The sequence below is a fragment of the Stenotrophomonas sp. genome (genome assembly GCF_032061965.1).
Classification (GTDB): Bacteria; Pseudomonadota; Gammaproteobacteria; order Xanthomonadales; family Xanthomonadaceae; genus Stenotrophomonas.
The window spans coordinates 14369-39344 of the sequence record NZ_DAMBEF010000019.1 but is presented as its reverse complement, the minus strand read 5'-3'; the positions used below and the strand labels follow the sequence as shown (position 1 = coordinate 39344).

At 65.5% G+C, this 24976-nt stretch carries 23 protein-coding genes; 18 read left to right on the top strand and 5 right to left on the bottom strand.

Going from position 1 to position 24976, the window contains the following annotated elements; genetic code table 11:
• Positions 1 to 8: 8 nt before the first annotated feature.
• Both RT460_RS11665 and RT460_RS11660 read right to left on the bottom strand, forming a co-directional pair.
• Positions 9 to 836, bottom strand: a complete 828-nt coding sequence (locus tag RT460_RS11665; RefSeq protein WP_313319127.1) for a helix-turn-helix domain-containing protein — start codon at positions 834 to 836, stop codon at positions 9 to 11.
• Between the two features lie 9 nt (positions 837 to 845).
• Positions 846 to 1544, bottom strand: coding sequence for a VIT family protein (locus tag RT460_RS11660; protein WP_313319126.1), 699 nt, complete (start codon positions 1542 to 1544; stop codon positions 846 to 848).
• 196 nt (positions 1545 to 1740) lie between these two features.
• On the opposite strand from RT460_RS11660, the gene RT460_RS11655 reads away from it, so the two are divergent.
• A complete protein-coding gene (locus RT460_RS11655; protein WP_313319125.1) occupies positions 1741 to 3105 on the top strand; it encodes a glutamate--cysteine ligase in 1365 nt (454 codons plus the stop codon).
• Positions 3106 to 3416: 311 nt separating this feature from the next.
• Here the strand turns inward: RT460_RS11655 and RT460_RS11650 are convergent, their stop codons facing one another.
• Positions 3417 to 4826 (bottom strand): ATP-binding protein, encoded by a 1410-nt coding sequence (locus RT460_RS11650; RefSeq protein ID WP_313319124.1) that lies wholly within the window; start codon positions 4824 to 4826, stop codon positions 3417 to 3419.
• On the bottom strand, positions 4823 to 5536 hold the full coding sequence (locus RT460_RS11645; protein WP_313319123.1) for a response regulator: 714 nt from the start codon (positions 5534 to 5536) through the stop codon (positions 4823 to 4825). The genes RT460_RS11650 and RT460_RS11645 overlap by 4 nt, the downstream gene beginning before the upstream one ends.
• Positions 5537 to 5700: 164 nt before the next feature.
• Here RT460_RS11645 and RT460_RS11640 point away from each other — a divergent pair, with 164 nt between their 5' ends.
• The 13 genes from RT460_RS11640 (at position 5701) to RT460_RS11580 (ending at position 17850) form a co-directional block, all read left to right on the top strand.
• Positions 5701 to 6699, top strand: coding sequence for a glycosyltransferase (locus tag RT460_RS11640; protein ID WP_313319122.1), 999 nt, complete (start codon positions 5701 to 5703; stop codon positions 6697 to 6699).
• Positions 6699 to 7592, top strand: a complete 894-nt coding sequence (locus RT460_RS11635) for a sulfotransferase (protein WP_313319121.1) — start codon at positions 6699 to 6701, stop codon at positions 7590 to 7592. Before RT460_RS11640 ends, RT460_RS11635 begins: the two co-directional genes overlap by 1 nt.
• 16 nt (positions 7593 to 7608) lie before the next feature.
• A complete protein-coding gene (locus RT460_RS11630; protein WP_313319120.1) occupies positions 7609 to 7968 on the top strand; it encodes a hypothetical protein in 360 nt (119 codons plus the stop codon).
• Positions 7969 to 7976: 8 nt separating this feature from the next.
• Positions 7977 to 8327 carry a hypothetical protein gene (locus tag RT460_RS11625; RefSeq protein ID WP_313319119.1) on the top strand — a complete coding sequence of 117 codons (351 nt, stop codon included), beginning with the start codon at positions 7977 to 7979 and terminating at the stop codon, positions 8325 to 8327.
• Positions 8328 to 8680: 353 nt separating this feature from the next.
• Complete coding sequence (locus RT460_RS11620) at positions 8681 to 9319, top strand: glutathione S-transferase family protein (RefSeq protein ID WP_313319118.1); 639 nt, start codon at positions 8681 to 8683, stop codon at positions 9317 to 9319.
• A gap of 20 nt (positions 9320 to 9339) precedes the next feature.
• On the top strand, positions 9340 to 9795 hold the full coding sequence (locus RT460_RS11615; protein WP_313319117.1) for a DUF6265 family protein: 456 nt from the start codon (positions 9340 to 9342) through the stop codon (positions 9793 to 9795).
• 62 nt (positions 9796 to 9857) lie between these two features.
• On the top strand, positions 9858 to 11438 hold the full coding sequence (locus tag RT460_RS11610; RefSeq protein ID WP_313319116.1) for a MoxR family ATPase: 1581 nt from the start codon (positions 9858 to 9860) through the stop codon (positions 11436 to 11438).
• Position 11439: 1 nt separating this feature from the next.
• Entirely contained in the window at positions 11440 to 12432 is a 993-nt protein-coding gene (locus RT460_RS11605; protein ID WP_313319115.1) for a hypothetical protein, read from the top strand.
• Positions 12429 to 14204 (top strand): hypothetical protein, encoded by a 1776-nt coding sequence (locus RT460_RS11600; RefSeq protein ID WP_313319114.1) that lies wholly within the window; start codon positions 12429 to 12431, stop codon positions 14202 to 14204. The genes RT460_RS11605 and RT460_RS11600 overlap by 4 nt, the downstream gene beginning before the upstream one ends.
• A 64-nt stretch (positions 14205 to 14268) precedes the next feature.
• Positions 14269 to 14850, top strand: a complete 582-nt coding sequence (locus RT460_RS11595; protein ID WP_313319113.1) for a hypothetical protein — start codon at positions 14269 to 14271, stop codon at positions 14848 to 14850.
• Positions 14847 to 16196 carry an AMP-binding protein gene (locus tag RT460_RS11590; protein WP_313319112.1) on the top strand — a complete coding sequence of 450 codons (1350 nt, stop codon included), beginning with the start codon at positions 14847 to 14849 and terminating at the stop codon, positions 16194 to 16196. The genes RT460_RS11595 and RT460_RS11590 overlap by 4 nt, the downstream gene beginning before the upstream one ends.
• Entirely contained in the window at positions 16193 to 16762 is a 570-nt protein-coding gene (gene pnuC, locus RT460_RS11585) for a nicotinamide riboside transporter PnuC (RefSeq protein ID WP_313319111.1), read from the top strand. Before RT460_RS11590 ends, pnuC begins: the two co-directional genes overlap by 4 nt.
• Positions 16759 to 17850 (top strand): AAA family ATPase, encoded by a 1092-nt coding sequence (locus RT460_RS11580; RefSeq protein WP_313319110.1) that lies wholly within the window; start codon positions 16759 to 16761, stop codon positions 17848 to 17850. The genes pnuC and RT460_RS11580 overlap by 4 nt, the downstream gene beginning before the upstream one ends.
• Here the strand turns inward: RT460_RS11580 and RT460_RS11575 are convergent.
• Positions 17844 to 19526, bottom strand: a complete 1683-nt coding sequence (locus tag RT460_RS11575; RefSeq protein WP_313319109.1) for a hypothetical protein — start codon at positions 19524 to 19526, stop codon at positions 17844 to 17846. The two genes, RT460_RS11580 and RT460_RS11575, sit on opposite strands and share 7 nt — an antisense overlap.
• A gap of 303 nt (positions 19527 to 19829) precedes the next feature.
• On the opposite strand from RT460_RS11575, the gene bla reads away from it, so the two are divergent.
• The 4 genes from bla (at position 19830) to RT460_RS11555 (ending at position 24970) form a co-directional block, all read left to right on the top strand.
• Positions 19830 to 20708 carry a subclass B3 metallo-beta-lactamase gene (gene bla, locus RT460_RS11570; protein ID WP_313319108.1) on the top strand — a complete coding sequence of 293 codons (879 nt, stop codon included), beginning with the start codon at positions 19830 to 19832 and terminating at the stop codon, positions 20706 to 20708.
• 96 nt (positions 20709 to 20804) lie between these two features.
• The gene (locus tag RT460_RS11565) at positions 20805 to 21815 is read left to right on the top strand and encodes an alpha/beta hydrolase (RefSeq protein WP_313319107.1); all 1011 of its coding nucleotides are present in this window, start codon (positions 20805 to 20807) and stop codon (positions 21813 to 21815) included.
• A gap of 279 nt (positions 21816 to 22094) precedes the next feature.
• Complete coding sequence (locus RT460_RS11560; RefSeq protein ID WP_313319106.1) at positions 22095 to 23447, top strand: SWIM zinc finger family protein; 1353 nt, start codon at positions 22095 to 22097, stop codon at positions 23445 to 23447.
• Positions 23444 to 24970: a DUF5691 domain-containing protein gene (locus tag RT460_RS11555; protein WP_313319105.1), complete on the top strand. Its 1527-nt coding sequence runs from the start codon at positions 23444 to 23446 to the stop codon at positions 24968 to 24970. The genes RT460_RS11560 and RT460_RS11555 overlap by 4 nt, the downstream gene beginning before the upstream one ends.
• The last annotated feature ends 6 nt before the right edge of the window (positions 24971 to 24976 follow it).

Here is a 24976-nt window from a genome sequence, read left to right as displayed (position 1 = left end):
CGAAACGATCAGTTGTTGCCGATGGCGGCCGCTTCCAACCCATAGCGCGCGCTGAAACGCTTGTTGAAGCTGCCCAGCGAGCGATAACCGGCACGCGCGGCCACGGTCTTCAGCGGCAGGCGCGTGGTGTAGAGCAATTGCATGGCATGGGCCAGCCGGGCATCGGTGACCAGCTCACGCACGCTGAGGTTTTCCCCGGCCAGGCGGCGGCGCAGGGTGGCACCGCTGATACCCAGGTGGGCTTCGAAATCACGTGACTGCCACTCCCGCTCCGGCTGCGCTGCGACCAGGTCGCGGATGCGATCGCCGAGGCCGGGCTCGGGTGCGGCCAGCAGGCTGCCGTGGCCGCGCCGGCAGAACGCCACCACCAGCGCCGCCAGGGCCAGCCGTGCCTCGGTGTAGTGACCGTGTTGCAAGGACTGCCGCCATTGCAGCAGGGCGGCGCCGTGGTCCAGCAAGGGCAGCCGGGCGATCGCGCTGCCGGCATCCGGCAGTGCGTCGGTCCACAGTGCCCGCGCCGCGGCCAATACTTCAGTGCACAGGGGCACGATGGCGCTCAGATACAGGCCGCTGGCAGGGTCCGGACTATTGACCACGTCGATGCGGCAGCGACGGGTTATCAGGAACAGGTCGCCGGGGCCGAATTCCAGCGCCTGTCGCGTGGTGCGTACCTGCTTGCGCCCCTGCAGCAGGATGGCCAGCTGTGGCTGCGGGATATCCACCGATCTGGCACCGTGCTCGCGGCGTGCGGTGATGCAGGCATAGCCTTCGGCACGTTCGCAATCGACCAATGAGGACAGCTGTGCCAGCAGGTCGGTGGTGGCGCTGGTCTGCATGTGCGGCGCTCAGGCTGCGATGGGGAACAGGCGACCAATCGCCGCCGCTGCGCCCATTGCCAGCGCACCCCAGAACACCACCCGCACCGCGCCACGCAGGGGTGAAGCGCCACCGGCCTGTGCCGCCAAGGCGCCGGTGATGCTGAGGCCGATCAAGGTCGCGCCGGTGGTGACCTGTGCTACCAGCGCAGCCGGTGCCAGCAGGGCGCTGAGCACCGGCAAGGCAGCGCCGACGGTGAAGGCGCAGGCCGAAGCAAGTGCCGCCTGCAGCGGCCGAGCGCGCAGTTCCTCGGTGATGCCGAGCTCGTCGCGCGCATGCGCGGCCAGGGCGTCGTGGGCGGTGAGCTGCTCGGCAACCTGTTGCGCCAGCACGGGGCTGAGCCCGCGCCGCCGGTAGATGCCTGCCAGTTCTTCCAGTTCGCTATGCGGGTCTTCGTGCAGTTCGCGTCGTTCCACGGCCAGGTCGGCACGTTCGGCATCGGCCTGGGACATGACTGAAACATATTCGCCCGCGGCCATCGACATGGCGCCGGCCACGGTACCGGCCACCCCGGTGGCCAGGAGGGTCGAGGCGCTGGCGCCACTGGCGGCCACGCCCACGACCAGGCCGGCAACCGAGACAATGCCGTCGTTCGCGCCCAGCACGGCAGCACGCAGCCAGCCTACGCGGTCGGACCGATGGGTTTCACTGTGGTGGGCGCGGCTCATCGTTGAAGTGTAGACCGGTGGCGCAGTCAGCTGTGGAAACAGCGCGGCCTGACATCGGTCAAGTCTGCATCGATAGGATGCTGAAAACCGCCTTCGTGACATGATGGCAAGGACCGCCACGATATAGTGCGCATCTTGCGTTGGCGGGGGCTGGCCCCCACCTTTGCGCCCAGCCCAGAATTCAGTGAGCCTGCCCTTGTCGAGCCCGAGCCACGTCGCCGATACCCCCATCACCCACCGCGACCAGTTGGTCGAGAGCATCGCGTCCGGTGAGAAACCCAGCTCGCAATGGCGGATCGGTACCGAGCACGAGAAGTTCGGGTTCCGCCTGGATGACCTGCGGCCACCCACCTTTGAAGGCGAGCGCGGCATCAACGCGCTGCTCAACGGGCTGACCCGTTTCGGCTGGGAGCCGGTGCAGGAGAACGGCAACACCATCGCCCTGCTGCGCGATGGCGCCTCGGTGACGCTGGAGCCGGCCGGACAACTGGAGTTGTCCGGCGCCGCGCTGGAAACCATCCACCAGACCTGTGTGGAAACCGGCAGCCATCTCAATGAAGTGGCACAGGTGGCCGGCGAGTTGCAGCTGGGTTTCCTGGGCATGGGCTTCCAGCCCAAGTGGACCCGCGCGGACATGCCGTGGATGCCGAAGGGCCGCTACCAGATCATGAAGAGCTACATGCCCAAGGTCGGCTCGCTCGGCCTGGACATGATGACCCGCACCTGCACGGTGCAGGTCAACCTGGATTACGCCAGTGAAGCGGACATGGTGAAGAAGTTCCGCGTGTCGCTGGCATTGCAGCCCATTGCCACCGCGTTGTTCGCTGATTCGCCGTTCACCGAGGGCAAGCCGAACGGCTACCTGAGCTACCGCTCGCATATCTGGACCGATACCGATCCGGACCGTACCGGCATGCTTGATTTCGTGTTCGAGGATGGTTTCGGCTACGAGCGTTACGTCGACTACCTGTTGGATGTGCCGATGTATTTCTCCTACCGCGATGGCATCTATCACGACGCCAGCGGGCAGAGCTTCCGCGATTTCATGCAGGGCAGGTTGCCGGTGCTGCCGGGGGCAATGCCGACCCTGCGCGATTGGTCGGACCATACGACCACGGCCTTTCCGGAAGTTCGCTTGAAGAAGTATCTGGAAATGCGCGGTGCCGACAGCGGCCCGTGGAGCCGGATCTGTGCCTTGCCGGCATTCTGGGTGGGGCTGCTGTACGACGAGACCGCATTGAATGCCGCCTGGGACCTGGTCAAGGATTTCAGCCTTGCCGAGCGCAATGTGCTGCGCGATGGCGTGCCCAAGCATGCGATGAACCTGCCGTTCCGCAATGGCACGGTGCGTGACCTGGCGCGCGAGGCCCTGGCGATTTCACGTGATGGCCTGCGTCGTCGTGCCGCGCTCAATGCCGATGGCCAGGACGAGACCCGTTTCCTGGATGTGCTGCAGGAGATCGTGGATTCGGGCAAGACCGCAGCCGAACGCAAGCTGGACCTGTTCCATGGACGCTGGAACGGTAGCGTGGACCCGTTGTTTGGCGAGTTTGCGTACTGAGTTTTTGGGTTGTGCTGTGCTGCTGTTGTCCTTGCCGTTGTTTTTGATTCTGGCCGTCATTCCCGCGCAGGCGGGAATCGCTCTTGCCTTGGCTTGAGGGCGGGCAGGCAAGTGCAGGACCAAGAGCCAGAGCAAAAGGCGAGGGCACGGGCCAGAAGAGCTAGAGCCAAAGCCAGAGTCAGAGCCAGAGCCAAAGCCAAAGCCAAAGCCAAAGCCAAAGCCAAAGCGATTCCCGCCTGCGCGGGAATGACGGCTTAGAAGCCCCAAAACCCAAAAGCCCCAAAAGCCCCAAAACCCAAAAGCCCCAGAACCTACCCGCAAGGCAGGCTAAGCGTCGCCCTCAATCCGCCTTCGCTGCGGTTGCGCAGCTGCAGGCTGCCGCCATGGCTCAATGCCACGCCGTGCGCGACCGACAGACCAAGCCCAATGCCGCCGGTGTCGCGGTTGCGTGACTCATCCCCGCGCGCGAACGGCAGCAGCAGCTCTTCTTCGCGGGCCGGGTCGATACCGGGACCGTCATCGTCGACGTCCAACACCACGTTGCCGTCCTCGCGGCGCAATTGCAGACGGGCCTGGCCGCCGTACTTGAGCGCGTTGTCGATCAGGTTGCCTACCGCCCTTCGCAATGCCTGCGGATCTCCGGTCAGCAATGCCGGCTCGTTGTAGCCCACCACGGCGGCGTCATGGCCGGTATCGGCAAGATCATCCACCACGCTTTCCACCAGCGAGGCGAAGTCCAGCCGGCTGCGTGGCCCATGCTGTGATTGCCCACGCAGGAACTCCAGCGCTGCCGAGATCATGGTGTTCATCTCTTCGATGTCGGCATTGGCCTTGTCGCGGGTCTCCTCCGGCAGGGCCTGCAAGCGGAAAGCCAAGCGTGCCAACGGGGTGCGCAGATCATGGGCGATGGCGCCGATGGTGCGGGTGCGTTCGGTCAACAGGCGGTTGATGCGGGCCTGCATGACATTGAACGAGTCCGCCGCGCGGGCCAACTCGGCCGGGCCACGCTGGTTCAGCGGCGCGGCGTCGGGGTGGCGGCCCAGGCTGTCAGCGGCCAGCGCGAATTGGCGAATGGGGGCCGAAAGGGCACGCGAGAACCACCAGGCCAAGGGCAGCATCGCCAGCGCACCCAGCAAAAACAGCAGCAGGACGTGCCGTGCCACGCTGGGCAACGGCCCCGGCATGCGATGGGCGACGCTGCGCCACTGGCCGTCGGGTTTGCGCAGGGCGACCATGAAGTCGCCGAACAACGGCGCGCCGGCGAGCAAGCCATGCTCGGCGGGTCGCGCGTCCTGTGGCATCGGTGGCGGATGATCCATGGGGCCGGGCCCAGCGCCGCGCATCGCATCGTCACCGGAGCGCCGGCCCCGCATCGGCGGCGCCGGTAGCGGGCCGTCCGGCCCAGGCCGGTGCATGCCGCGGCAGTACAACACCTGGGTAGCGGCCACGCCCAGCCAGCCGGCGAGCCGGGCCCGCATGAACGGGTCGCCCTGCTGTCCTTCAGGGCACGCAGGGGCCTGCGCGCTGTCCGATACGGTCAATCGATTGTTGGCCGAGGGCAGCTCGCTGGACAGCAAGGCCACTACTTCCGACAGCGGCACGCCTACCGGTCGCACCGGCGGCTGCGTCAGCAGCAGGGCGATGCCCAATGCCAAAGCGACCAGCAACGCACCCAGCAGCAACAGGAAGGTGCGGACGAAAATCGATAGTGGCCGCTTCACAGCCGCCGCACCGGCGGCAACAGCAGGTAGCCCTCGTTGCGGATGGTGCGTATCAATTCGGGGTAGCCGCGTTCGTTGAGTTTGCGCCGCAGCCGGCTGATCTGGCTGTCGATGGCGCGGTCATAGACGTCGCAATCCTGGCCGCGTGCCTGTACCAGCAGCAGGTCGCGGCTCAGCACCCGCTGCGGGTGTTCCACGAAGCTGCGCAGCAGGGTGAACTCGCCGTCGGACAGCGACACATACACCCCGTCGGGATCACGCAGGTCACGGTGCAAGGCATCCAGGCGCCAGCCGCCGAACTCATAGACCGGTTGGGTAGCGCTGGACTGGCGCTCGTTTGTCGCCTGTGCACGGCGCAGCAGGGCCCGGATACGCGCCAGCAGCTCACGCGGATTACACGGCTTGGACAGGTAGTCGTCGGCCCCCACCTCCAGGCCGATGATGCGGTCGGTATCGCTGCCCAGCGCGCTGAGCATGATCACCGGCGGGGCCGGACGCTCGCTGGTCAGCTGGCGCACGGCGGTCAGCCCGTCTTCGCCGGGCATCATCACGTCCAGCACGATCAGGTCCGGGCGTTGGTCACGCATGGCCAGGCGCAGCTGTGCAGCGTTTTCAGCGCTGCTGACGTTGAATCCGTGCTGGGCAAGGAAATCGACGATCAACCGGCGCAGGTCCGGGTCGTCGTCGACCACCAGGATGTGGGCGGGCATGGGCTACCTTCGGCTGCCCGCAGGGTGGGGCGGCGATGTGGATCGCCGATCATAGCGTCGCTGTTTGTCAGTGCATGTCAGCTGTTGTGGAGGCTGACAGGAAGCGGGCATCGCCAGGTCAGGCAGGCTGGCCAGACTGGGCCCTCCCGATACCGAGCCCGTCCATGCTGCCCCAGGTACGTTTGATCAGTCGCGACAATGGTGTGGGCCTGAGTCGCGACTTGGACCTGATGCTGGATGCACTAGCCGGCCCGGTGCAGGCCGAGCGGATCGGCCTGGGCGGGCGCGGCCAGACCCGCTGGCAGCTGGGCAAGCTATGCTGCCGGCGCGCGCTGCAAGGGCAGGTGCCGGTGCAGTTGTTCGGCGAACGCGTGTATCGCCACTTCCTGCCATTGGCCGAGCGCAACCTGCTGGTTCCCAACCCGGAGTGGTTCCTGCCGCGTTGGATGCCGTCGTTGTCGCGCTTCGACGCGGTGCTGTGCAAAACCCGGCATGCCGAGCGTATCTTCCGCGCGCTGGGCAGCGAGGTGCGTTATGTAGGTTTCACCAGCGCCGACAGGATGCTCACGCAGGTGCAGCGGCAGCGGGTATTCCCGCATCTTGCCGGGCGCAGCTCGGCCAAAGGGACGCAGGTGCTCATTGATACCTGGAAGCGGCATCCGCATTGGCCGCTGCTGGTCGTCGTGCAGCACCCCAAGCGCGTCAGGGAGCGGGTGGTTGCGCACAACATCGATCATCGCGTCACCTACCTGGACGATACCCAGCTGCAGATACTGCAGAACGCCTGCCAGTTCCACATCTGTCCGTCGGAAACCGAGGGTTTCGGCCACTACCTGATGGAAGGACTGAGCGTGGGTGCCGTTGTGTTGGCCACCGACGGCGAGCCCATGGACGAACTGGTCAGCGCACAGCGGGGCATCCCCATCGCAGTGGCGGATGTACGCAACGACGGACTGGTACGGCGCCATTTCGTCAGCGCTGCCGGCATCGTTGCCGCAGTGGAACAGGCGCTGGCGATGGACGTAGCGGCATTGCAGCGGATTTCAGCCAATGCACGCGCCCACTATCTGGCTAACAGTCGCAGTTTCCGGCAGCGTTTCCGCAGCGAGGTACACGCGTTCATGCCAGAAATGGCGGGCATTCCGGCAAGCGGAATCGAGTGATGGTGACAGCCGCGCCCGGTCGGGTATTTCTGGTGGGATGCCCGCGTTCGGGGACCACGCTGCTGCAGCATCTACTGGCTGCCGACACGCGTATCTTCACCTTGCCGGAAACCCACTTTGTGCAGAACCTGCTGCGCAGTGAAGACCATCGGCGTCAGCAGCCTCGCAGGCGTTCGATGGGCCGCTTGTTGCAGGAACAGCGGCGCAATGTACTGGCGCGGCTGTGTTGGGTACCGGCGGCACAGGCGCGCCGCGCATGGGCGGGCATGCCTGACGCGTTGATGCCTGCCCACATACGTGGCTGTACGCGGGTAAGCACGCAGATAAGCACATTCGTCGCAACCCTGGACCGGCAGTGCGAAATGACGGGAAGCCAGCTCTGGCTGGAAAAAACCCCGGACCATCTTTTCTACCTCGGGCATATCCAGCGTCATGTACCGGGTGCGCGCGTGATCCATCTGTTGCGCGATGGCACCGAGGTTGTTGCATCGCTGCATGGTGCCGCGCGTCGCTATGCAGATTGGCATCGGTTCGCCGACCTGGGCCTGGCGGTGGACCGATGGAACCACGCACTGCTGGAGAGCCTTCGCTGGCAGCACCATCCGGACCATCTGCTGCTGCGTTACGAGCAGTTGTTGCTACAGCCGCAGCAGGTCATCAGCCAGTTGCATGCATTCATGGGGCTGGCAACTGGCGATGCAATGCCGTCATCGCACGGGACACACGCACCGTTGAACCTGGTACGGCCTGATGAGCCGTGGAAGTCCGATGCGGCAGGCCCATTGAAGGACCGCCGCAAATTCGAACAGATGTTCACCCCCGGGCAGCAGCGCGAGATTCGCGCCGGCCTGCTGCCCATTCCCGCCGTGGCGCAGTTTGCCCCGGCTGCCTGATCCAATGGAGAAAAACATGTCGATGCATACCCCGCGCCCGTTTGGCGTGGCTTTGACCACCGTGTTGGTGTTGGCCGTCAGCGGCTGCGCGTCGCTGCACCGAGGTCCCGGTTGTGCGCCTCCGGGCGGTCCACAGGGAGGCCCCCCCGGCGGTCCGCCGGCTGGGCCGCGCCATGGTCCGCCGATGGACCCGGCAGTTGCCAAGGCATTTGAAGCCTGTGCGGCCGAGCAGGGCGTGACGCAGAAGCCGCCCGGTGGCAACGCACCTGCCGATGGAGCCAAGCCGCCGCGGCTGGATCATGAAGCGATGGAGGCCTGTCTGCGGGGCAAGGGCATCGAGCCACCACCGGCGCCGCCAGCGGGTCGTCCGCGCTGAGGTTTGCATTGCATGATGGGGAGGGTGACTGGGGCAGTGGTTTGCTGCTCCTTTCACTTTTTGATTTTGCTTTTGGTTTTGCCTTTTGGTTTGTTTTTGCCTTTGCTTTTGCCTTTGCTTCTGCCGTTGCTTTTGCCGTTGTTTTTGTCGTTGCTTCTGCCTTGTCTCTTGATTCAAGCCGTCATTCCCGCGTAGGCGGGAATCGCTCTGGTTTTGGCTTTGGCTTGGCTTTTGTCTTTTGCCGAAAATGGCGCAATCCAACCGTTGAGGCGGATGTGGGTTGGGGGTGCAGCCCAGCGCTGCGAATGAATGAGGAGGCAGGGCTGGAGTTGGAGCGATTCGGGCCTGCGCGGGAATGACGGCTTTTAAGCAAAGCGAAGCCAGTGCCAGAGCGATTCCCGCCTGCGCGGGAATGACGGCTTTTAAGCGAAACCAAGGCCAGGGCCAGAGCCAGAGCGATTCCCGCCTGCGCGGGAATGACGGCTTTTAAGCAAAGCCAAGGCCAGGGCCAGGGCCAGGGCCAGAGCGATTCCCGCCTGCGCGGGAATGACGGCTTCAAGCAGAGTCAAAATCACGGCCACGGCCACGGCCACGGCCACGGCCACGGCCACAGCCACAGCCACAGCCACAGCCAGCGACAGCCATGCACAGCCCGAGCGCATCTCCACCCGCAGCGCTAGACTCCCGACCAATCACCCCGGGAGGCCGACCAATGAGTGCTGCAGCAGAAGACATCATCTTCCATACCAACCCCATGTCGCGTGGTCGGATCGTGCGCTGGATGTTGGAGGAACTGGGGCAGCCGTACCGCACCGAGGTGATGGTGTATGGGGAAAGCATGAAGTCCCCCGCGTACCTGGCGGTCAACCCGATGGGCAAGGTGCCCGCCATCGTGCATCGCGGGGTGGTGGTGACCGAAGCGGCGGCGATCTGCGCCTACCTGGCCGATGCCTTCCCCAGCGCGGGGTTGGCCCCGGCATTGGACGATCCGCAGCGCGGTAGCTACCTGCGGTGGTTGTTCTTCGCCGCTGGACCGGTGGAAGCGGCGGTCAGTGCCAAGGCCATGGGCCTGTTGGCGCCGCCGGAAAAGGCCGGCATGGTCGGCTATGGCAGCTTCGAACAGACCGTGGACACGCTGGAAACGGTTGCCGCGTCCGCATCGCCATGGCTGCTGGGTGAGCGCTTCAGTGCCGCCGATGTCTATGTGGGAAGCCAGGTGCTGTGGGGACAGATGTTCAAGAGCATGCCTGAGCGTGACGCGTTCGCCGCCTACGGGGAACGCTTGCGCAGCCGTCCGGCGTGGCAGCGCGCCGCCGCGCTGGACGACGCGCTGATTCCGCCACGTGCCTGAGCCGGCAGGAGCGTAACCCCATGTCCCGATCCGCCTTGATGCTCGTCCTCTCCCTGCTGCCCGGTATTGCCGCTGCGGCGGAGGTCAGCTCGCTGGGATGGCTGCTCGGTGATTGGCAGCGCACCGGCCTGGCGGCTGATCGCAGCGGTAGCGAGCAGTGGAGACGGCAGGCCGATGCGCTGGTGGGTGAAGGTCGCAGCTATCGGCAGGGCAAACTGCAGTTTGAAGAACGACTGCGCATCATCGAAGACGGCGGGCTGCTCTACTACGTCGCCGATGTGCCCGGCAATCCGGCGCCGGTGCGCTTCGGACTGGTGGAGCAGGGCGACCAGTCGGCGGTATTCGAGAACCCGCAGCACGATTATCCACAGCGGATCGCGTATCGCCGGGAGGGCCGGCAGCTCACCGCCACCGTTTCCGGCGGTACACGCGAACAGGTCTTTCAGTTCACCCTCTCCGCGCAAGCCGCTGACTGAGCTGCGGCCTTACTCACGGCGACCACGCTAGAATCCGGGCCACTTGATGAAGGGAAGCCCGGGTGTCGCCATTCAACCTGTTCCAGCGCCTGTCGCAGGCGCCTACCAACCCGAAGGCCGAGCCCGCTGCGCGGACCTTTGATGTGGCCGAGTTGTATGAGGGACCGGTACAGCTGGGCGACAGCGCCGATGCGCCGCCCTTGGCGCTGGACGAAAAGCTGCGGCAGGCCTACTTCTGGATCGTCAACAACGCGATCATCAGCCCGCATTACGATATCGAGTATCACCAGGGGCCGGCGGCCAGCTTCAGCGTCGGTGATACCCATCGCACCCTGACCCTGCCCTCGGCGCAGAGCTATTCCAGCTACGTCCTGTTGCCGCTGCTGACCTTCGCCACGCGCCGCAAATGCCTGTTCGTGGGTGGCCCTGGCCGTGGCAAGACTGCCAGCGCGATTCTGATGGGCGTGCTGGCCGGTTATCCGGTGCGCGAGGTGCGCCGCGCCATGCAGCATGGCCATCCGCAGATGACCATCGCCGACCTGCTGGGCAATCCGCTGCCGGCTGATCTGGTTGCTGCGCAGGACATGTCGCAGATACGCATCGCCTGGCGCAGCTGGTTGGGCATGCGGGTCAAGATCATCGATGAGTACAACCGCATCCCCACCCGCACCCAGAGTGCCTTGCTGACGGTGATGGGTGACAACTACGCCGAGGTGCTCAACCAGGTCTACGAATGCCCGGAATCGGCGTGGTACCTGACGGCCAATGACGACCGTGGCGGCGGCACCTACCAGGTGATCGAAGCACTGCGCGACCGTATCGACGTGGTGGTGCAGGCGCTGGCCTTCAACCCGCGCTTCCTGGAAGAGATGCTGCTGCGCATCGAGCAGAACATCCGCCCGGAAGAAGTCGTGCCGCGCGAGATCATCTTCAACGATGGCGAATGCGAACAGATGCTGCAGCAGATCCGCGCGGTCGAGGTGCCACAGGATGTGCGTCGGCGCATCGAGTTCTTCTGCAGCCAGTTCGAGCTGATGGAAACGGCTGGCGCGCAGTTCGAGTACCTGACCAAGGACACCGTGCGCCTGGCCGGTATCGATTGGGCACAGGCGGTCGCCGCCGATTCCGGCCGTGATCGCATGAAGGACCTGGGCTGCCAGACCCGCAACGGTCTGTCGGTGCGCAACCTGATGACGCTGTTGATGTTCGCCAAGGCGCTGGCCTGGTTCCGTGGCAATGCCGCGGTCGCGCTGGACGACGTGCGCCAGGTATTGCCCTTCGTACTCAACGACAAGTTGCAGCCGGATCTGGATGCGCCGTTCTTCGCCTTGCCAGAGAACGTGGCCTATCGCAGCGACCGGCTCAGTTGGCTGCGCTGGCTGTTGGACAGTTCCAACGCCGAGTACGATCGCCTGGACCTTGACCGCAATGACCCGGTGGGCGAACTGTCCGCGCAGTTCGCGCGCGGCCTGGATGGCGTGAGCGAGCGCGAGACGCGCGCGCGTTTGACCCGCATCGAGCGCCTGGTGGAGGAGCGGGTGAAGGGACGCAAGCTGTACGGCCATCTCTACGACGACCTGCTCAAGCTCAAGTACCTGCATCAACGCTATACCAACTACCTGCATTGGCAGCAGGCGCGCTGAGATGCTGTCGCCTGTATTGACCAGCGTGCTGGCGTCGCGCCGCAGCCTGTTCAATCAACGCGTGGCACAGGCGCGGCAGCGCTGGCCGGCGTTGGACACGACGGCCTTGTCGGCATTCATCGGCCAGAGCCTGGACCCATTGTGCGTGGCGGTGGCTGGGGTGGATGAAGCCGCAGTGCCGATGGTTGTGGAAGTGGCGTTTGAACTGGGCCTGGAACTGGTGGCACAGGGACTGGCTGGCCCCGCCGCGCGTTTGCCATGGGTGGACACGGCCTGGCAGCAGCTGGCGGTACCCGCGGCGCCGCTGCTCGCGGTGGCACCGCTGGAAACCTTGGGCGCGATCAGCAACGCCGTCGTCCGCATGGATGAAGTCCCCGGTGTCCGTGTTGCCGAATGGCTGCAACGGATGGCTGCCTTGCTGCCCGATTGCGCAGACACGGCGGCATTGCGCGCGGTTGGCGCCTTGTGCGCGTGGCAGGCGGGCATGGCACACCTGCGCGTGGCCGCCCTGGCGCAGGCCGATCGCTTGCCTGCCGGGCTGGCGGCAGCGGCGTTGGGGGTCGAGCAGGGCGAATGGACTGCGACGCGCAGCCAGATCCACAGCGAACGCTGGTGGCATCCGCAAGGGGCTGCCGCCAATGTGCAGGGACAGCGCCTGGGCGGTTTCACTGGCCTGGGTGGTCCTTTCGCTACCCCGCCGCAGCTGCGTGCAAGCGCGGAAGGATTCATCGCCCGCAGCGGTGGGCGCCACTTCCTGCTGATTGCCGATGCCTTCGGTGGCGTGGTGTTGCCGGCCAGCGCGGCGGAGTTTGCCGCCGCGCGTGAAACGCCGGCGACGCAGGTGTCATTCGACAGCCAGGGCGCGCGCATCGGTAGCACCGTCATTGCCTATGCAGCGCCGGCCGATGGCCTGGCCGCGGTTGCCGGCCCTGCCGGTGTGGCGGTGTACTCACCGTGGTCGCACCAGGTGTGCCTGTTGCCGGGGACGGCATGAACCCGCTGGATCAGCAGCGCGTGCTGGAGCAGTGGCGTGCGGCATGGCCATTGGCGCTGGCTGATTGGAGCCGCTTTACCCGGCTGCAGGATCCCCGTCTGTGCGATAGCAGCGTGGAAGCTGCCCGCGAAGGATTGACCGGCAGCTTCGCGATGATCCGGCTGGCCGATCAGCGTGTCGTGATCGATCTGCCGCAGGTGCTGCGGTTGGGCTTGCAGGATCACGCCCGCGAGATCCTGGCCCACGAAATCGGCCACCACGTGTTGGCGCCGGCCACCGCCACAGACCACGCGCGGCTGTTGGCGCGTATCCGCCGCGCCTTGCCGACGCTGGAAGCGCACGCGCCAATGGTGGCCAATCTGTACACCGACCTGCTGATCAATGATCGATTGCAGCGGCAATGCGGCCTGCGTATGGCCGAGATCTACCAACGCCTGGCGGCTGCGTCCGCCGCCAGCTCGCCGCTATGGCAGTTGTACATGGGCATCTACGAGCAACTCTGGCAGCAATCGGCCGGCAGTCTCGGCGGGCCGGTGGAGGATGCCAGCCTGCGCGGCGACGCGTGGCTGGGCGCGCGGGTGATCCGCACGTATGCCAGCGAATGGATGGAGGGCGCCAGCCGCTTCAGCGCGTTGCTGTTACCGCACCTGCTGGAGACGGTCAGCGATGCGCGCGTGGATGCCTTGATGGACACACGTCACGCCGGGCGCGGCAGCCAGCCGGTGGGGCTGGATCGTCTGGAAGAGGATGAACTGGCCCCGGCGATACACCCGGCGCTGGACCCGCGCATCACCGGCGAGGCGCTCGAAGACGAGACCGGGCAAGCACCTGCGGAGGCTGTGGGCACGGCTTCCGGGCCCGGGCAGACACGCGAGCCATTCGAGTATGGCGAGATCCTGCGTGCCGCCGGCCTGGACCTGAACCCGCAGCAGTTCGCAGTGCGTTATTACCGCGAACGTGCCTTGCCACATCTGATCCGCTTCCCGGTGAGCCCGCAGCCACAGGCGATGGAGCCTGAGCTGGAAGGGCTGGAGCCGTGGGAGCCGGGTGACCCGCTGGATGCGGTGGATTGGATGCAGACGCTGGTGCAATCGCCGACGGTGGTGCCGGGCGTGACCACGGTGCGGCGGGTGATGGGGCCGGCGCCGGGCAACGAGCCCGCCAGCGAGCCCATCGACCTTGACCTTTACGTGGACAGCTCCGGCTCCATGCCCGACCCGCAGCACGTCACCTCGTGGTTGACACTGGCCGGTGCGGTGATCGCGTTGTCAGCATTGCGTGCAGGTGCGCGCGTGCAGGCCACCCTGTGGAGTGGCAAGCAGCAATGCCTGCATACCGATGGCTTCGTGCGTAGCGAGGACGACATCCTCAAGGTGCTGGTGGGGTACTTCGGTGGCGCCACTGCGTTCCCCATCCATCGCCTGCGCAGCACCTACGCACAGCGCCCGGCCGGCGCGCGTGCGGTGCATATCCTGCATATCTCCGACGACGGCATCACCACCATGTTCGAGCAGGACGAGCGCGGCAACAGTGGCTGGGACATCGCTGCACAAGCACTGCGCGCGGCACGTGCCGGCGGCAGCATGGCGTTGAATCTGTACAGCCCGTTGCCGGCCACGCTGGCAGGCGCCAAGGGCTGGACCGCGGATCTGCTGCGCGCGCGCCAGCAAGGCTGGGACATCCATGTGGTACGCGACATGAGCGACCTGCTCGGCTTTGCGCGTGATTTCAGCCAGCGCCACTACCAGCAGAACGATGGGGGGCGGCAATGAGCCAGCGACGTATGTTCCCGGCAAATGCCGCCCGCGATGACGACACAACAGGACGGACATGGTGATGAGTACGACCGCTGCACTCGACGCCTTGCTGCGTTGCTTGATCGATACGCCGCCGGACTTCCTGGACCCACCGCGCCGCGGGCGCGAAGGCCAGCTGCAGGTCGCGGCGGTGGTCAACGATGTGCTTGCCCTGCATGGCGTTGCGCTGCCGGCGGGATTGCGGGCAAGCCTGTCCGGCGAACTTGTTGCTGTCAGTGCGAATCAGCTCAGCCTGGCGGCGGTGATGGCGTGGTTGCTGGCCGATGAAGGCTGGCGCGAACGGCGCTTCCAACGCGAGCTGCTGCTGCCCTTGTTCACCGATGTCGTACCGGCGCTGGCCGCCGAAGCGCCGGTGGCGCGTTACCTGCATGATCCTGATCGCCGCGAAGAGCTGGCGCGCACCGCCATCGCCCGGCTGGGGCTGTTACCAGAAGGCGAGACGGCCGCGCAGGCCGCCGACCGGCTGGCGAGTGTCAGCAGCGTCGAGCGGCGCCGCCTGCTGGAGGCCAGTCGTGCGGCCGAAGCGCGCGCGCGGGCCATCCGCGAAGCACTGGCGCGCAAGGCGGCCGAAGAATCAGCGGACAAGTGGACGCGCGAGTGAACCAGGGCCCACATGACGGTGAGCGCTATCCCACCTTGAGCGAGGCGGGCAGGGCGATGCTGCACCGTATGCGCGAACATCCGGCTGCGCCGCGATATCGCAACCAGAGCGGCAACCGCCTTCTGGCCGAGGAGGTGGAGCAGCTGCATGCGTATGAGCGGGAGATTCTGCAGGCGAAGTTCCAGTGGCAACCGGGCGCGCCGCCGCCGTGGCTGGACGCATTTGTCGCCAACGTTCATGCACAGGTTCCGTACTTCAGGGCGCGCGGTCCGGAGATGGATTTCGCGCAGATCGCTCCCACGCAGCGCGCCGACCTGGCAGCCGATATCGCGCAGTTTGTTCCCGACCCGGTGCCGCTGCAGCGGATGATGAACTTCCGTACCACCGGGACCACCGGGCACCCGCTGGTACTGCCCTCGCACCCGCTGGTGGCCGCGCGCTACCTGGCCCACCACAAGCGCGCGTTGGCACGCTTTGGGGTGTGCCTGCAGCACGGTCGCGGGCAGATGGGGGTGATGCTGCTGGGCATGCAGCAGCGTTGCTTTACCTATGTATCGGTGACGCCAACCATGGACGAGTCCGGGTTGGCCAAGATCAACCTGTATCCGGATGAGTGGCGTCATCCCGATGATCGCGGCACCTACATCGATGCCTTGCAGCCAGAGGTGATCGCCGGCGACCCTATCTCCTTTGCGACCTTGCTGACCTTGGACCTGTCGCACCGGCCACGCGCATTGCTATCGGTATCGATGGCCTTGTCGGTGGGGCTGCGCCAGGCACTGGAGCAGCGCTTTGAGTGCCCGGTGCTGGATATCTATTCGATGAACGAGGCCGGGCCGCTGGCGGTATACGACCCGGCATGCGGCGGCCATGTATTGCTGCAGCCGGGCATGTACGTGGAAGTGCTGGACGATGATGGCGCCGCGCTGCCAATGGGGCAGGTGGGCGAGATCACCCTGACCGGCGGCTTCAACTTCTGCCTGCCGCTGCTGCGTTACCGCACCGGCGACCAGGGGGCACTGGCCATGTGCGGCGATACGCCGATGATCGTCGGCCTGCAGGGGCGGCGGCCGGTGCGTTACCGCACCGCTGCTGGCCGCTGGATCAACAATATCGACCTTACCCATGCACTGGCCGGGATACCGCTGTCGCGCTTCCGGGTGCATCAAGCCGCCGACGGCAGCGTGCGCTTGCACGTGCCAACCGCCGAAGCCGGCCATGCCGCGCAGTCGCAAGCCGCACTGCAAACTACCCTGGAAGGCCTGTCGGTACAGGTCGTGCTGATGGATGCCGAGGACAAAGTGCTGCAATACACTACCGATCTGATCGAAGGCCTGGGCGCATGAGTGCCCTGGAGATCGCTGCCAACCTGCTGGCAACCGCTTCGATCCTGTTCGCCGCGCGCAACAGCGTACACACCTGGTGGACCGGCATCATCGGCTGCTCGTTGTTCGGGCTGCTGTTCTGGCATACCCAGTTGTACGCCGACGTGCTGCTGCAGGCGTTCTTCGTGGTGGCCAGCCTGTTTGGCTGGTGGAACTGGCATGCCAGTGCCAGCCACGCGGCGTTGCCCATCCGGCGGACGCCGGTGCGCAGCTTTGCGCTGATGGGGGCGGCGGCGCTTTGCGCCGGTGCCGTCTATGGTTTGGTCCTGCACGTGTATACGGATGCCTACGCGCCGTTCGCGGATTCGTCGGTGCTATGCCTGTCGGTGTTGGCGCAGTTGCTGCTGATGCGTCGGCGCATCGAGACCTGGCCGGTGTGGGTGCTGGTCAATACCATCGCCGTGCCGCTGTACGCCTCGCGCGGGCTGACCCTTACCTCGGTGTTGTATGCCGCGTACTGGATCAATGCCTGGCTTGCATGGCGCCATTGGCGCCGTCTGTGGCGTGAGCAGGGTGCCGCGGCATGAGTGGGAGCGGGACGGGGCTGGTGGTTGGCAAGTTCTGCCCCTTGCATCGCGGCCACCAACTGTTGCTGGACCACGCGCAGGCAGCCTGCGCGCAGTTGATCGTGGTCAGCTATACCAAGCCGGAGTTCCCCGGCATGGCACCGGAGCAGCGCGAGGCCTGGTTGCAGGCGCTGTATCCGGCCGCCAGCCTTTGGGTGCTGGATGATGCGCGCCTGGCTGCGCATTGCCGACAATGCGGACTGGCCTCGCGTCGCTTGCCTGGCAATGACGCTGGCGATGATGCACATCGCCAGTTCATGGCGTGGCTGCTGCGCGAGGTGATCCAGCGCGAGGTCGACATTGTTTTCAGCAGCGAAGACTATGGCCCGGGTTTCGCGGCCGTGTTGTCGCAGCAACAACAGTTGCGTGGCGGGCGCGCGGTGGCGCACGTTTCGGTCGATCCTGCGCGCGCCGCAGTGCCCGTATCGGGGACAGCACTGCGTGCCGACCTGCATGGGCAACGTGACCAGCTTGCGGCGGAGGTATACCGCCATTTCGTGCGGCGGGTAGCATTGATCGGTGGCGAATCCACGGGCAAATCGACGCTTGCCCGAACCTTGGCCGAGCGATTGGGCAGCCTTCACGCGGCCGAATATGGCCGTGAACTGTGGGAGGCGCAGGACGGGCAACTGCAGGAGGCCGACCTGCTGCACATCGCGCAGACCCAGGTGGCGCGCGAGGAACAGATACAGGCATCGGCCACGCGCTGGCTGGTTTGCGATACCACGCCGCTGACCACCTTGATGTACGCCGAAGCGATGTTTGGTCGCGCCGACCTATTGCTACAGGCGCTGGCCGCGCGTCCCTATGACCTGGTGCTGTTGTGTGATCCCGATGTTCCCTTCGTGCAGGATGGCACCCGCCGCGATGAGGCATTCCGCCAGTGGCAACACGCCTGGTATCTGCGTGAGCTCGACGCCAGGCAGATTCCCTATCGGCAACTGAGCGGCAGCTGGCAGCAGCGCGAGGCGCTGGCAATGGCAGCGATGGCAGCGGCGCAACCCGATGAAAGCCGGGCAACGCCGCCCTCGTTGGTTGCTGCTCAGTAGCGCGCTGCGGTGAGCGGAGCGTCAGCCCATTGCCAGGCCTGTGTCTGCTGGCGCTGGGTTTCCTGTGCAGCCTCCTTCTGGCCCAGCGCCTGCTGCGCCTGTGCCAATCCATACAGCGACCAGCCATTGGCGGGATAGGTGGTCAGATCCTGTTGGAAGGCGTCGCTCGCGCCCTTGGCGTCACCGGCATCCAGCAATGCGGCGCCCAGATAGGGCCGTATCGGCAATGGCCAGTCGGCAGGCTCGTTGTAGGCCAATGCGTCCTCGGCTGCAGCGGCTTCGCGTAGGGCGGTGATGGCCTGGTCGTGCTTGCCTTGCGCGCGCAGCAGCTCGCCACGTAGCAGTGCGTCGGCAACGCGCAACACGCCATCGGCATGGTTGATGTCGAAAAAGCTGATCTGTGCCATCGCCGGGTCGGCGGCAATTGCGTGCAGCGCACCGGCCTCGGTTTCGGCCTGTTCCAGGTTGCCCTTGCGGGCATGTGCCATGCCACGCGCAAAGTGGCGGATCGCGCTGGGGTAGGGCAGCTCGGTCGCGGCGCCGGTGTCGGCGAGAATGGCGTCCCAGTCGCCAAAGCGAACCTGGGTGAGCAGAGGCGTCACCACGAACTGCTGCATGAACTGCATCGGCGCCTCGCCCATTGCGCTGCGGTCGGCGCGTTCGGCGGTCTGCCGGGCGGCCTGCATGGACAGCGTGCGCGAGCCGGTCAGGCCGGTGGTCATGGTGGCGAAGTGCCAGTTATGCGGCACGTAGCCCAGCGGGTAGACGCCATTGCTGCCACGGCAGACGGCCAGAAAATCCTTGTCGGCGGTGGTGGCCGACAGATTGGTCAGGGTGGCATCGTGGTAGCGGCCGGTGCGGATGTAGATATGCGCGGGCATATGCACCAGATGGCCCGATCCCGGTGCCAGTGCGGCCAGTGCATCGGCCTGTGGCTCGGCGCGTTTGGGTTCGGGCGAGGACTCCATCGCATGGATGTAGTAGTGCATGGCACCGATATGGCGTGGATTGCGCGCCAGCACACGCTCCAGTTCCGCCACCAGGGTCTGCGTGTAGTTGCCGGGCTTTCCGTTCTCCCAATAGGCCCATGGCGACAGATCCATCAGCGCTTCGGCATACAGGGCGGCGGCGTCATCGTCTTCGGGGTACTGCGCAACCACGGCGGCCATCGCCTCGGCATAGCGACGGTCCAGCGGCTTGCGGTCATCCGGTGCGGGATCGGCGTAGCGTTTCTGCAAGGCGGCGATCAGTGCCTGGTCCACGGGCCGGGCATTACCGGCCAGACTGGCGGCGCGCGCAGCCAGGGCAGTAGCGTCCTTGGCGGCGGCCGGGTCCATTGGCAGGTTGATATTGGGCCCCAATACCAGCGCTTGGCCCCACACGCACATCGCGCAGGCCGGATCCAATCGCGCGGCTTCGGCAAACGCGCGCCCAGCTGCTTCATGGTTGAAGCCATACGCCAGGCGCATGCCTTGGTCGAAGTAGCGCTGGGCCAGGGGCACCTTGCTGGCGATATCGCGATGCAGATCGCCGAAGGTTTCAAATAGCGGGAGCTCGGCAGGCGTGGCAACGGGCTGCGTGTCGGCAACCGCCTTCGGCTTGCTGGCGTCACACGCACACAGCAGCACGGCGCCGACCAGCGGCGGAAGCAGCAGGGACAAGGATCGACGGATCATTGTGGCTTCTCGGGGCGGATGGACGCGAATGTACGTCCGGCTGCAAGCAGGCGTCGATACAGTTCTGTAGAAAAGCCCGTAAAAATTGCGCTGCGGGAAATCGCAATTACAGTGCGCTGCGGACGGTGGTCGTTCGGCGTTGCCGATCACGTGCTTGCCGCGCTTCCTGCCGGGTAGCGCAGAACGACTGCCTGCGAACGGCAGCCGCCCCTGAAAAAACTCATGACTCGGCCCAGTTCTTCGCATTTGTGGGAGCGGTGGCGGCAGGCGAAAGTGGCTGCAGATACCAGACGAGGTGCAGCGATGAAAGCAGGGCAGGGTGTTCGTTGGGGGCTGCGCGCAGCCGCGTTGTTGGCCGCGGGCCTGGGGTGCCCAGCGACGTGGGCTGCCGATCCGCCGGCGTGGACTGCGCCAAACAAACCCTTCCGTATCGTCGACAACGTCTACTACGTCGGCACCCAAGGGCTGGCGGCTTACCTGATCGTGTCTCGCCAGGGGGCAATCCTGCTCGACGCCACCCTGGCAGAGAACGCCCGGCAGATCGAGGACAACATCGAAAGCGTTGGCGTGCCCTTGCGTGACGTCAGGCTGCTGCTCAGCAATCACGCCCATGCCGACCATGTCGGCGCGATGGCTGCACTCCAGCACGCTACCGGCGCCCGTGTACTGGCCAGCGCCGGAGACCGCTGGGCGCTGGAGAACGGGCGCAACCAGGGCGACACCAACTACGGCGTCCAGCCTTTTGCAGCGGTCACCGTCGATGAAGAGGTAGCTGATGGCCAGAAGGTTCGTTTGGGCGAGCTGGAGCTCACCGCGCACCTTACCCCCGGGCATACGCGCGGCTGTACCAGTTGGAGCATGACGGTGAATGATCGCGGCACCCCGCGACAGCTGCTGTTCTTGTGCAGTATCACCGTTGCCGGCAATACCTTGGTGGGCAATCGCGGCTATCCGGCCATTGCCGAGGATTTCCAGGCAACATTCGCGAAACTTGCCGACATGCAGGCGGATATCGTCCTCAGTGGCCACCCGGAGACGACCGATGTGCTGGGCCGGGAGCGGCGCCGGCAGGCGGGTGAAGAGGACGCGTTCGTTGAGCCGGGATTGCTGCAGACGATGGTGTCCGACTACCGCTTGCGCTTCGAGCAGCAGTTGCGGAAGGAGCGCAACGCTGCGCGTTGAGATGGATTCTCGCCGTGATTCCCTGTTCGGCGCATCGGGTAAGCAGTCCCGACGCGCCGACTGCGATCCCCGGCTCCCGCAATAAAGGAGGTTCGCGTGCCAAATCCCCTCACCGCCCTGTTGTACGCCGTGGCTCTGTGGATCCCATTCGCCAACGCCATCGCCGCCGATGGTCCGGATCTCGAGCAGCGCCGGGCGGAGGCAATGCAGCGAGCAAGCGCTACCATCCAAGCCGAACCGGTCATCAACTACTCGCAAGAGGTTGCACTGTGGCCAGAAGGCTCGCAGGTCCTTCAGGATGGGATAAAGGCGCTTGCCCACGAGACATGGGCGTGGACGCGCCCGACGTATCTCGTCTATTCGCCGAAGGTCAACACGTCACGGTCTGCGATCCTGGTTTTCCCGGGCGGTGGCTACAAGGCGCTGGCCATAGGCCCCAGCAGTACGCTTGGCTTGTACGGTGCTGATGTCTGCAAGTGGCTGACCGATTCGGGTATCACCTGCATCCTGGTGAAGTACCGCGTGCCAAACACCGGGTGCAACTGGAACAGCGTGACCAGGCGGCACGAGCAGCCAGAGATCCCCATGGCCTTGCAGGATGCGCAGCGGGCCATCTCGCTTGTGCGTTACAACGCGGAAGCATATGGCCTGGACCCTGACAGGATCGGTGTCATGGGCTTCTCGGCGGGAGGAAACCTGGCCGTTCTTTCGTCGACGGCTTTCGCGCACCGATCGTATGACGCAATCGATGATGTCGATGAAGTCAGTCGTCGTCCCGACTTCGCGATACCCGTGTATCCAGGGCATCTGACGATGGAACACAAGAACAAGACCCCAAGATCCATTGCGGCGCAGGAGCTGAATACGGATATCGAAGTTTCAAGCGCTGTCCCGCCAACCCTGCTGATACATGCCAAGGATGATCCGGTCGATCCTTCCTATTATTCCCAGGTATATGAGAGGGCCCTGAAGCGTGCTGGGGGCAGCGTTGAGCTCAAGCTGTACGAAACAGGCGGGCATGCGTTTGGTGTCAGGAAGCAGGGAAAGGATGCCGATCGCTGGACCGATGATGCGCTTCAGTGGCTTCGCGGGATTGGTATTCCCTGAGCTTGCTGGAGCGATTCCTGTCGCGGGCAAGATGATCTTCTCCTCAACGTGCAGATGCCTGCCCAATAGCAAACGGGACCAGGCGTCCGCTTGAGTTGGAGACGCGGCTGTGAACCGAGGGCCGATCAGTTCGAGTGATGGCAATGTGAAGTATTGGAGGCCTTGATCTGGGGCGATGGCGACGGCCTGATCGCATGAGGACGCCGTCTTTCTAATACAGGTCCGTGACCGAGCTGCAGGTTGTAACCCAACCTCGGCTATGATCTTGCCGGACCTGATGTGAGTACGGATATGGAAGTGCGACTCACGCGCGAGCAGGTGCTCGCGCTTGCACCTGATGCATCGTCAAGCAAGGCGGCCGGAGGGCTGGCCACGGACGGAAAATGGGGCCTGCTTGGCGCCGACGCCGATGCGCTGTGGGGTGAATGCCAGGGCAGCGGAGCCAAGCCTTACCAGACCCAGGTGGATCTGCTTGCGCTGGTCAGTCGCTGTTCCTGCCCCAGTCGCAAATTTCCCTGCAAGCATGGCTTGGCGCTGCTGATGCTGTACGCCGACGGCAACCCGCGCTGCGTATCGCAACCGCGCCCAGCCTGGGTAGAGGAATGGATGCAGGGTCGACGCGACCGCGCCGCCCGCAAGGAGGCGGCCGCTGACTCCGCCGCAACCGCCCCGCCGCCGGATCCGCAAGTGCAGGCGGCGGCCACCGCCAAGCGCGAGCAGGCGCGTTGGACGCGCATGCAGGCGGGCGCGGCCGAGCTGCAACGTTGGATCGCCGACCAGTTCAGGCAAGGCCTGGCCAATCTTGGGGCGGGTTTCGAGCAGGACGCGCGGCGCATGATGGCGCGCATGGTCGACGCACAGGCCCCTGGACTGGCGAGCCAGCTGGAACAGGCGTTGGGTGATGGTGGGCGCGGCGTGGCCGATCTGGCGGAACTGGGCGAACGCCTGGGCCTGTTGCAGTTGCTGACGCAGGCGGTCCCACGATTTGACGCCTTCGGCGTGGCGCGACAGGCGGATCTGCGCGCTGCCCTGGGTTGGCCGGTTGAACGTGAGGTGGTGCTACGCGAGGGCGAGGCGCTACACGATCGCTGGTATGTGCAGGGGCAACACCTGTTGGAACAGGCCGGCAACCTGCTTGAACGCCGCGTATGGTTGCTGGGTCTGGACAGTGGGCGTGCAGCGCTGCTGCAGGACTACAGCCACAGTGGGCGTGGCTGGGAGCAGCATTGGCGCACGGGCCACGTGTACGCGGGCAGCTTGCATTTCCATGCCGGCACCGTACCGCTGCGCGCGGTAGCCGGTGAGATGGGCCCCGCTGCGGAGTCCAGCAGCGCACCGCCGCAGGACGACACCCTTGATACCGCGGCCCTGGGGCATGCAAACAACCCTTGGCTCGGGCAGATCCCCATGCACCTGCGTGAGGTCCATGTGACCCACGATGGTCGCCACGGCTGGTTGCAACACGCCGAGGGCACGTTGGCACTGCAGGTGGGCCCTGCGCAGGGCTGGGCCCTGCTGGCGTTTGCCGGCGGCCACCCACTGTGCGTGATGGGCGAATGGGATGGTCAGTCGCTGCTGCCGCTATCTGCATGGAATGCACAAGGTGATCGTTGGGAAAGGAGCGCGGCATGAACGATCTCTGGTTGAAGCCGGCGCTGCTGGGCATAGACCGCCCGCAGGTGATTGCCGCGGAGGGCGCATTGGGGCAGGTGCTGGCTTCGTTGGCGGCGCAGGACGATGCGGCGCTGGCCTACAGCCAGCAAGTCGGTGTGTTGGCAGCATGTCGCCGCGCCGCCCTGCGCATGGCCGCACCGGTGCAGATGCCGCCGGTGGCACAGGACGATCCCCTGGTGATGCCGGCGGATCATGCCTGGCTGCCATTGTTGAAGGCCTTGTTCAGTAGTGGCATGCCGCCGCAGTGGATGAAGCGCACCCGCCACGAAGCCTGCCTGCAGCTCGCCAGCCACGGTCGGCATCTGCCGGTCGCCGTGTTGCCACAGGCGCTGGATGCCGGCGCGCGCTTGAACGTACTGCGCTCCGCGTTGCGGCCGGTGCTGGGTGTGCGTGGCCGTTGGTTGGCCGCCTGTAATCCTGATTGGAGTTACGCGATACAGACAACGACGGCAGCAAGTGCGGCGGCGGATCTGGAGCAGGTGTGGAATGAAGGCAGCGCCGATGCACGCGTCGATGCCTTTCAGAAGTTACGTGCGCAGGACGCAGAAAACGCACGGTTGCGGCTGCAAGGCACGCTGAAGGACCTTTCCGCGCGCGAACGGCAGGATTTCGTCGCCGCACTGCAGCCGCAGCTGAGTGACGGCGACGCCGGGCTGCTGCAGCCACTGTTGAAGGATCGCAGCCGCGAGGTCCGCATGTTGGTCGGGCCGATGCTGGCGCAGCTGTCCGACACGCCGCATGCGCAGTATGTGCGGGCGCAGATGCTTGGATTGTTGCAGCAGCAGCGTAGCGGCCTGCTGCGCCGCATGAGCTGGGCGTTGGATGCCCCCACTGTTGCGGCTGCAGGTTGGTCCGACGCTGCCATTGATGGCAAGCGCCCGAACAGTGATCTGCTGGGCGAGCGCGCGTGGTGGCTTTACCAGATTGCCCGGCAACTGCCGCTGGCCTGGTGGTGCCAGACACTGGAAAAGACCCCGGAACAGGTGCTGGCGTGGGCGCGCGGTACCGATTGGTACGACGCCCTGCTGCGCGCCTGGATGGAACGCGTGGGGCCTGCTGCGCCGGACTGGGTGGAAGCCCTGATCGCGACGGAACAACGGCAGCTGCGCTTGGGCGAGTTGCTGGCCATGCTGCCGGCAGCGCAGCGCGAGCGGCATTGGCCGACCACGGTCAAGGAACTGCACCAGCAAGGCATCCTGGGCGACGTATTGGCCAGTACCGGCCCGGGCCAGACCTTGAGTGCAGCCTATTCGCAGCAGCTGGCGGCCGGGTTGGGCCAGCAGTTTGGCGACCCGTCCCTGCGCTACGACTACTACCAGCGGGAACCGCTGCTGGAGCTGCTGGCCGTGCTGCATCCATCGGCCTTGGCGCGCGTGCAGATTGCCGACGCGCCCACCGAAGCGACCGAAGCGATGCTCGATTGCCTGCAACAGGCCCGCCAGCTGCTGGCCACGCGGCAGACGCTGCATTCCACATTCTGATTATCA

Coding starts and splice junctions, on each gene's coding strand:
- RT460_RS11665 (WP_313319127.1), bottom strand. CDS start 836: ATGCAGACCAGCGCCACCACCGACCTGCTGGCACAGCTGTCCTCATTG.
- RT460_RS11660 (WP_313319126.1), bottom strand. CDS start 1,544: ATGAGCCGCGCCCACCACAGTGAAACCCATCGGTCCGACCGCGTAGGC.
- RT460_RS11645 (WP_313319123.1), bottom strand. CDS start 5,536: ATGCCCGCCCACATCCTGGTGGTCGACGACGACCCGGACCTGCGCCGG.
- RT460_RS11640 (WP_313319122.1), top strand. CDS start 5,701: ATGCTGCCCCAGGTACGTTTGATCAGTCGCGACAATGGTGTGGGCCTG.
- RT460_RS11635 (WP_313319121.1), top strand. CDS start 6,699: ATGGTGACAGCCGCGCCCGGTCGGGTATTTCTGGTGGGATGCCCGCGT.
- RT460_RS11630 (WP_313319120.1), top strand. CDS start 7,609: ATGTCGATGCATACCCCGCGCCCGTTTGGCGTGGCTTTGACCACCGTG.
- RT460_RS11620 (WP_313319118.1), top strand. CDS start 8,681: ATGAGTGCTGCAGCAGAAGACATCATCTTCCATACCAACCCCATGTCG.
- RT460_RS11615 (WP_313319117.1), top strand. CDS start 9,340: ATGTCCCGATCCGCCTTGATGCTCGTCCTCTCCCTGCTGCCCGGTATT.
- RT460_RS11605 (WP_313319115.1), top strand. CDS start 11,440: ATGCTGTCGCCTGTATTGACCAGCGTGCTGGCGTCGCGCCGCAGCCTG.
- RT460_RS11600 (WP_313319114.1), top strand. CDS start 12,429: ATGAACCCGCTGGATCAGCAGCGCGTGCTGGAGCAGTGGCGTGCGGCA.
- RT460_RS11595 (WP_313319113.1), top strand. CDS start 14,269: ATGAGTACGACCGCTGCACTCGACGCCTTGCTGCGTTGCTTGATCGAT.
- pnuC (WP_313319111.1), top strand. CDS start 16,193: ATGAGTGCCCTGGAGATCGCTGCCAACCTGCTGGCAACCGCTTCGATC.
- RT460_RS11580 (WP_313319110.1), top strand. CDS start 16,759: ATGAGTGGGAGCGGGACGGGGCTGGTGGTTGGCAAGTTCTGCCCCTTG.
- RT460_RS11575 (WP_313319109.1), bottom strand. CDS start 19,526: ATGATCCGTCGATCCTTGTCCCTGCTGCTTCCGCCGCTGGTCGGCGCC.
- bla (WP_313319108.1), top strand. CDS start 19,830: ATGAAAGCAGGGCAGGGTGTTCGTTGGGGGCTGCGCGCAGCCGCGTTG.
- RT460_RS11555 (WP_313319105.1), top strand. CDS start 23,444: ATGAACGATCTCTGGTTGAAGCCGGCGCTGCTGGGCATAGACCGCCCG.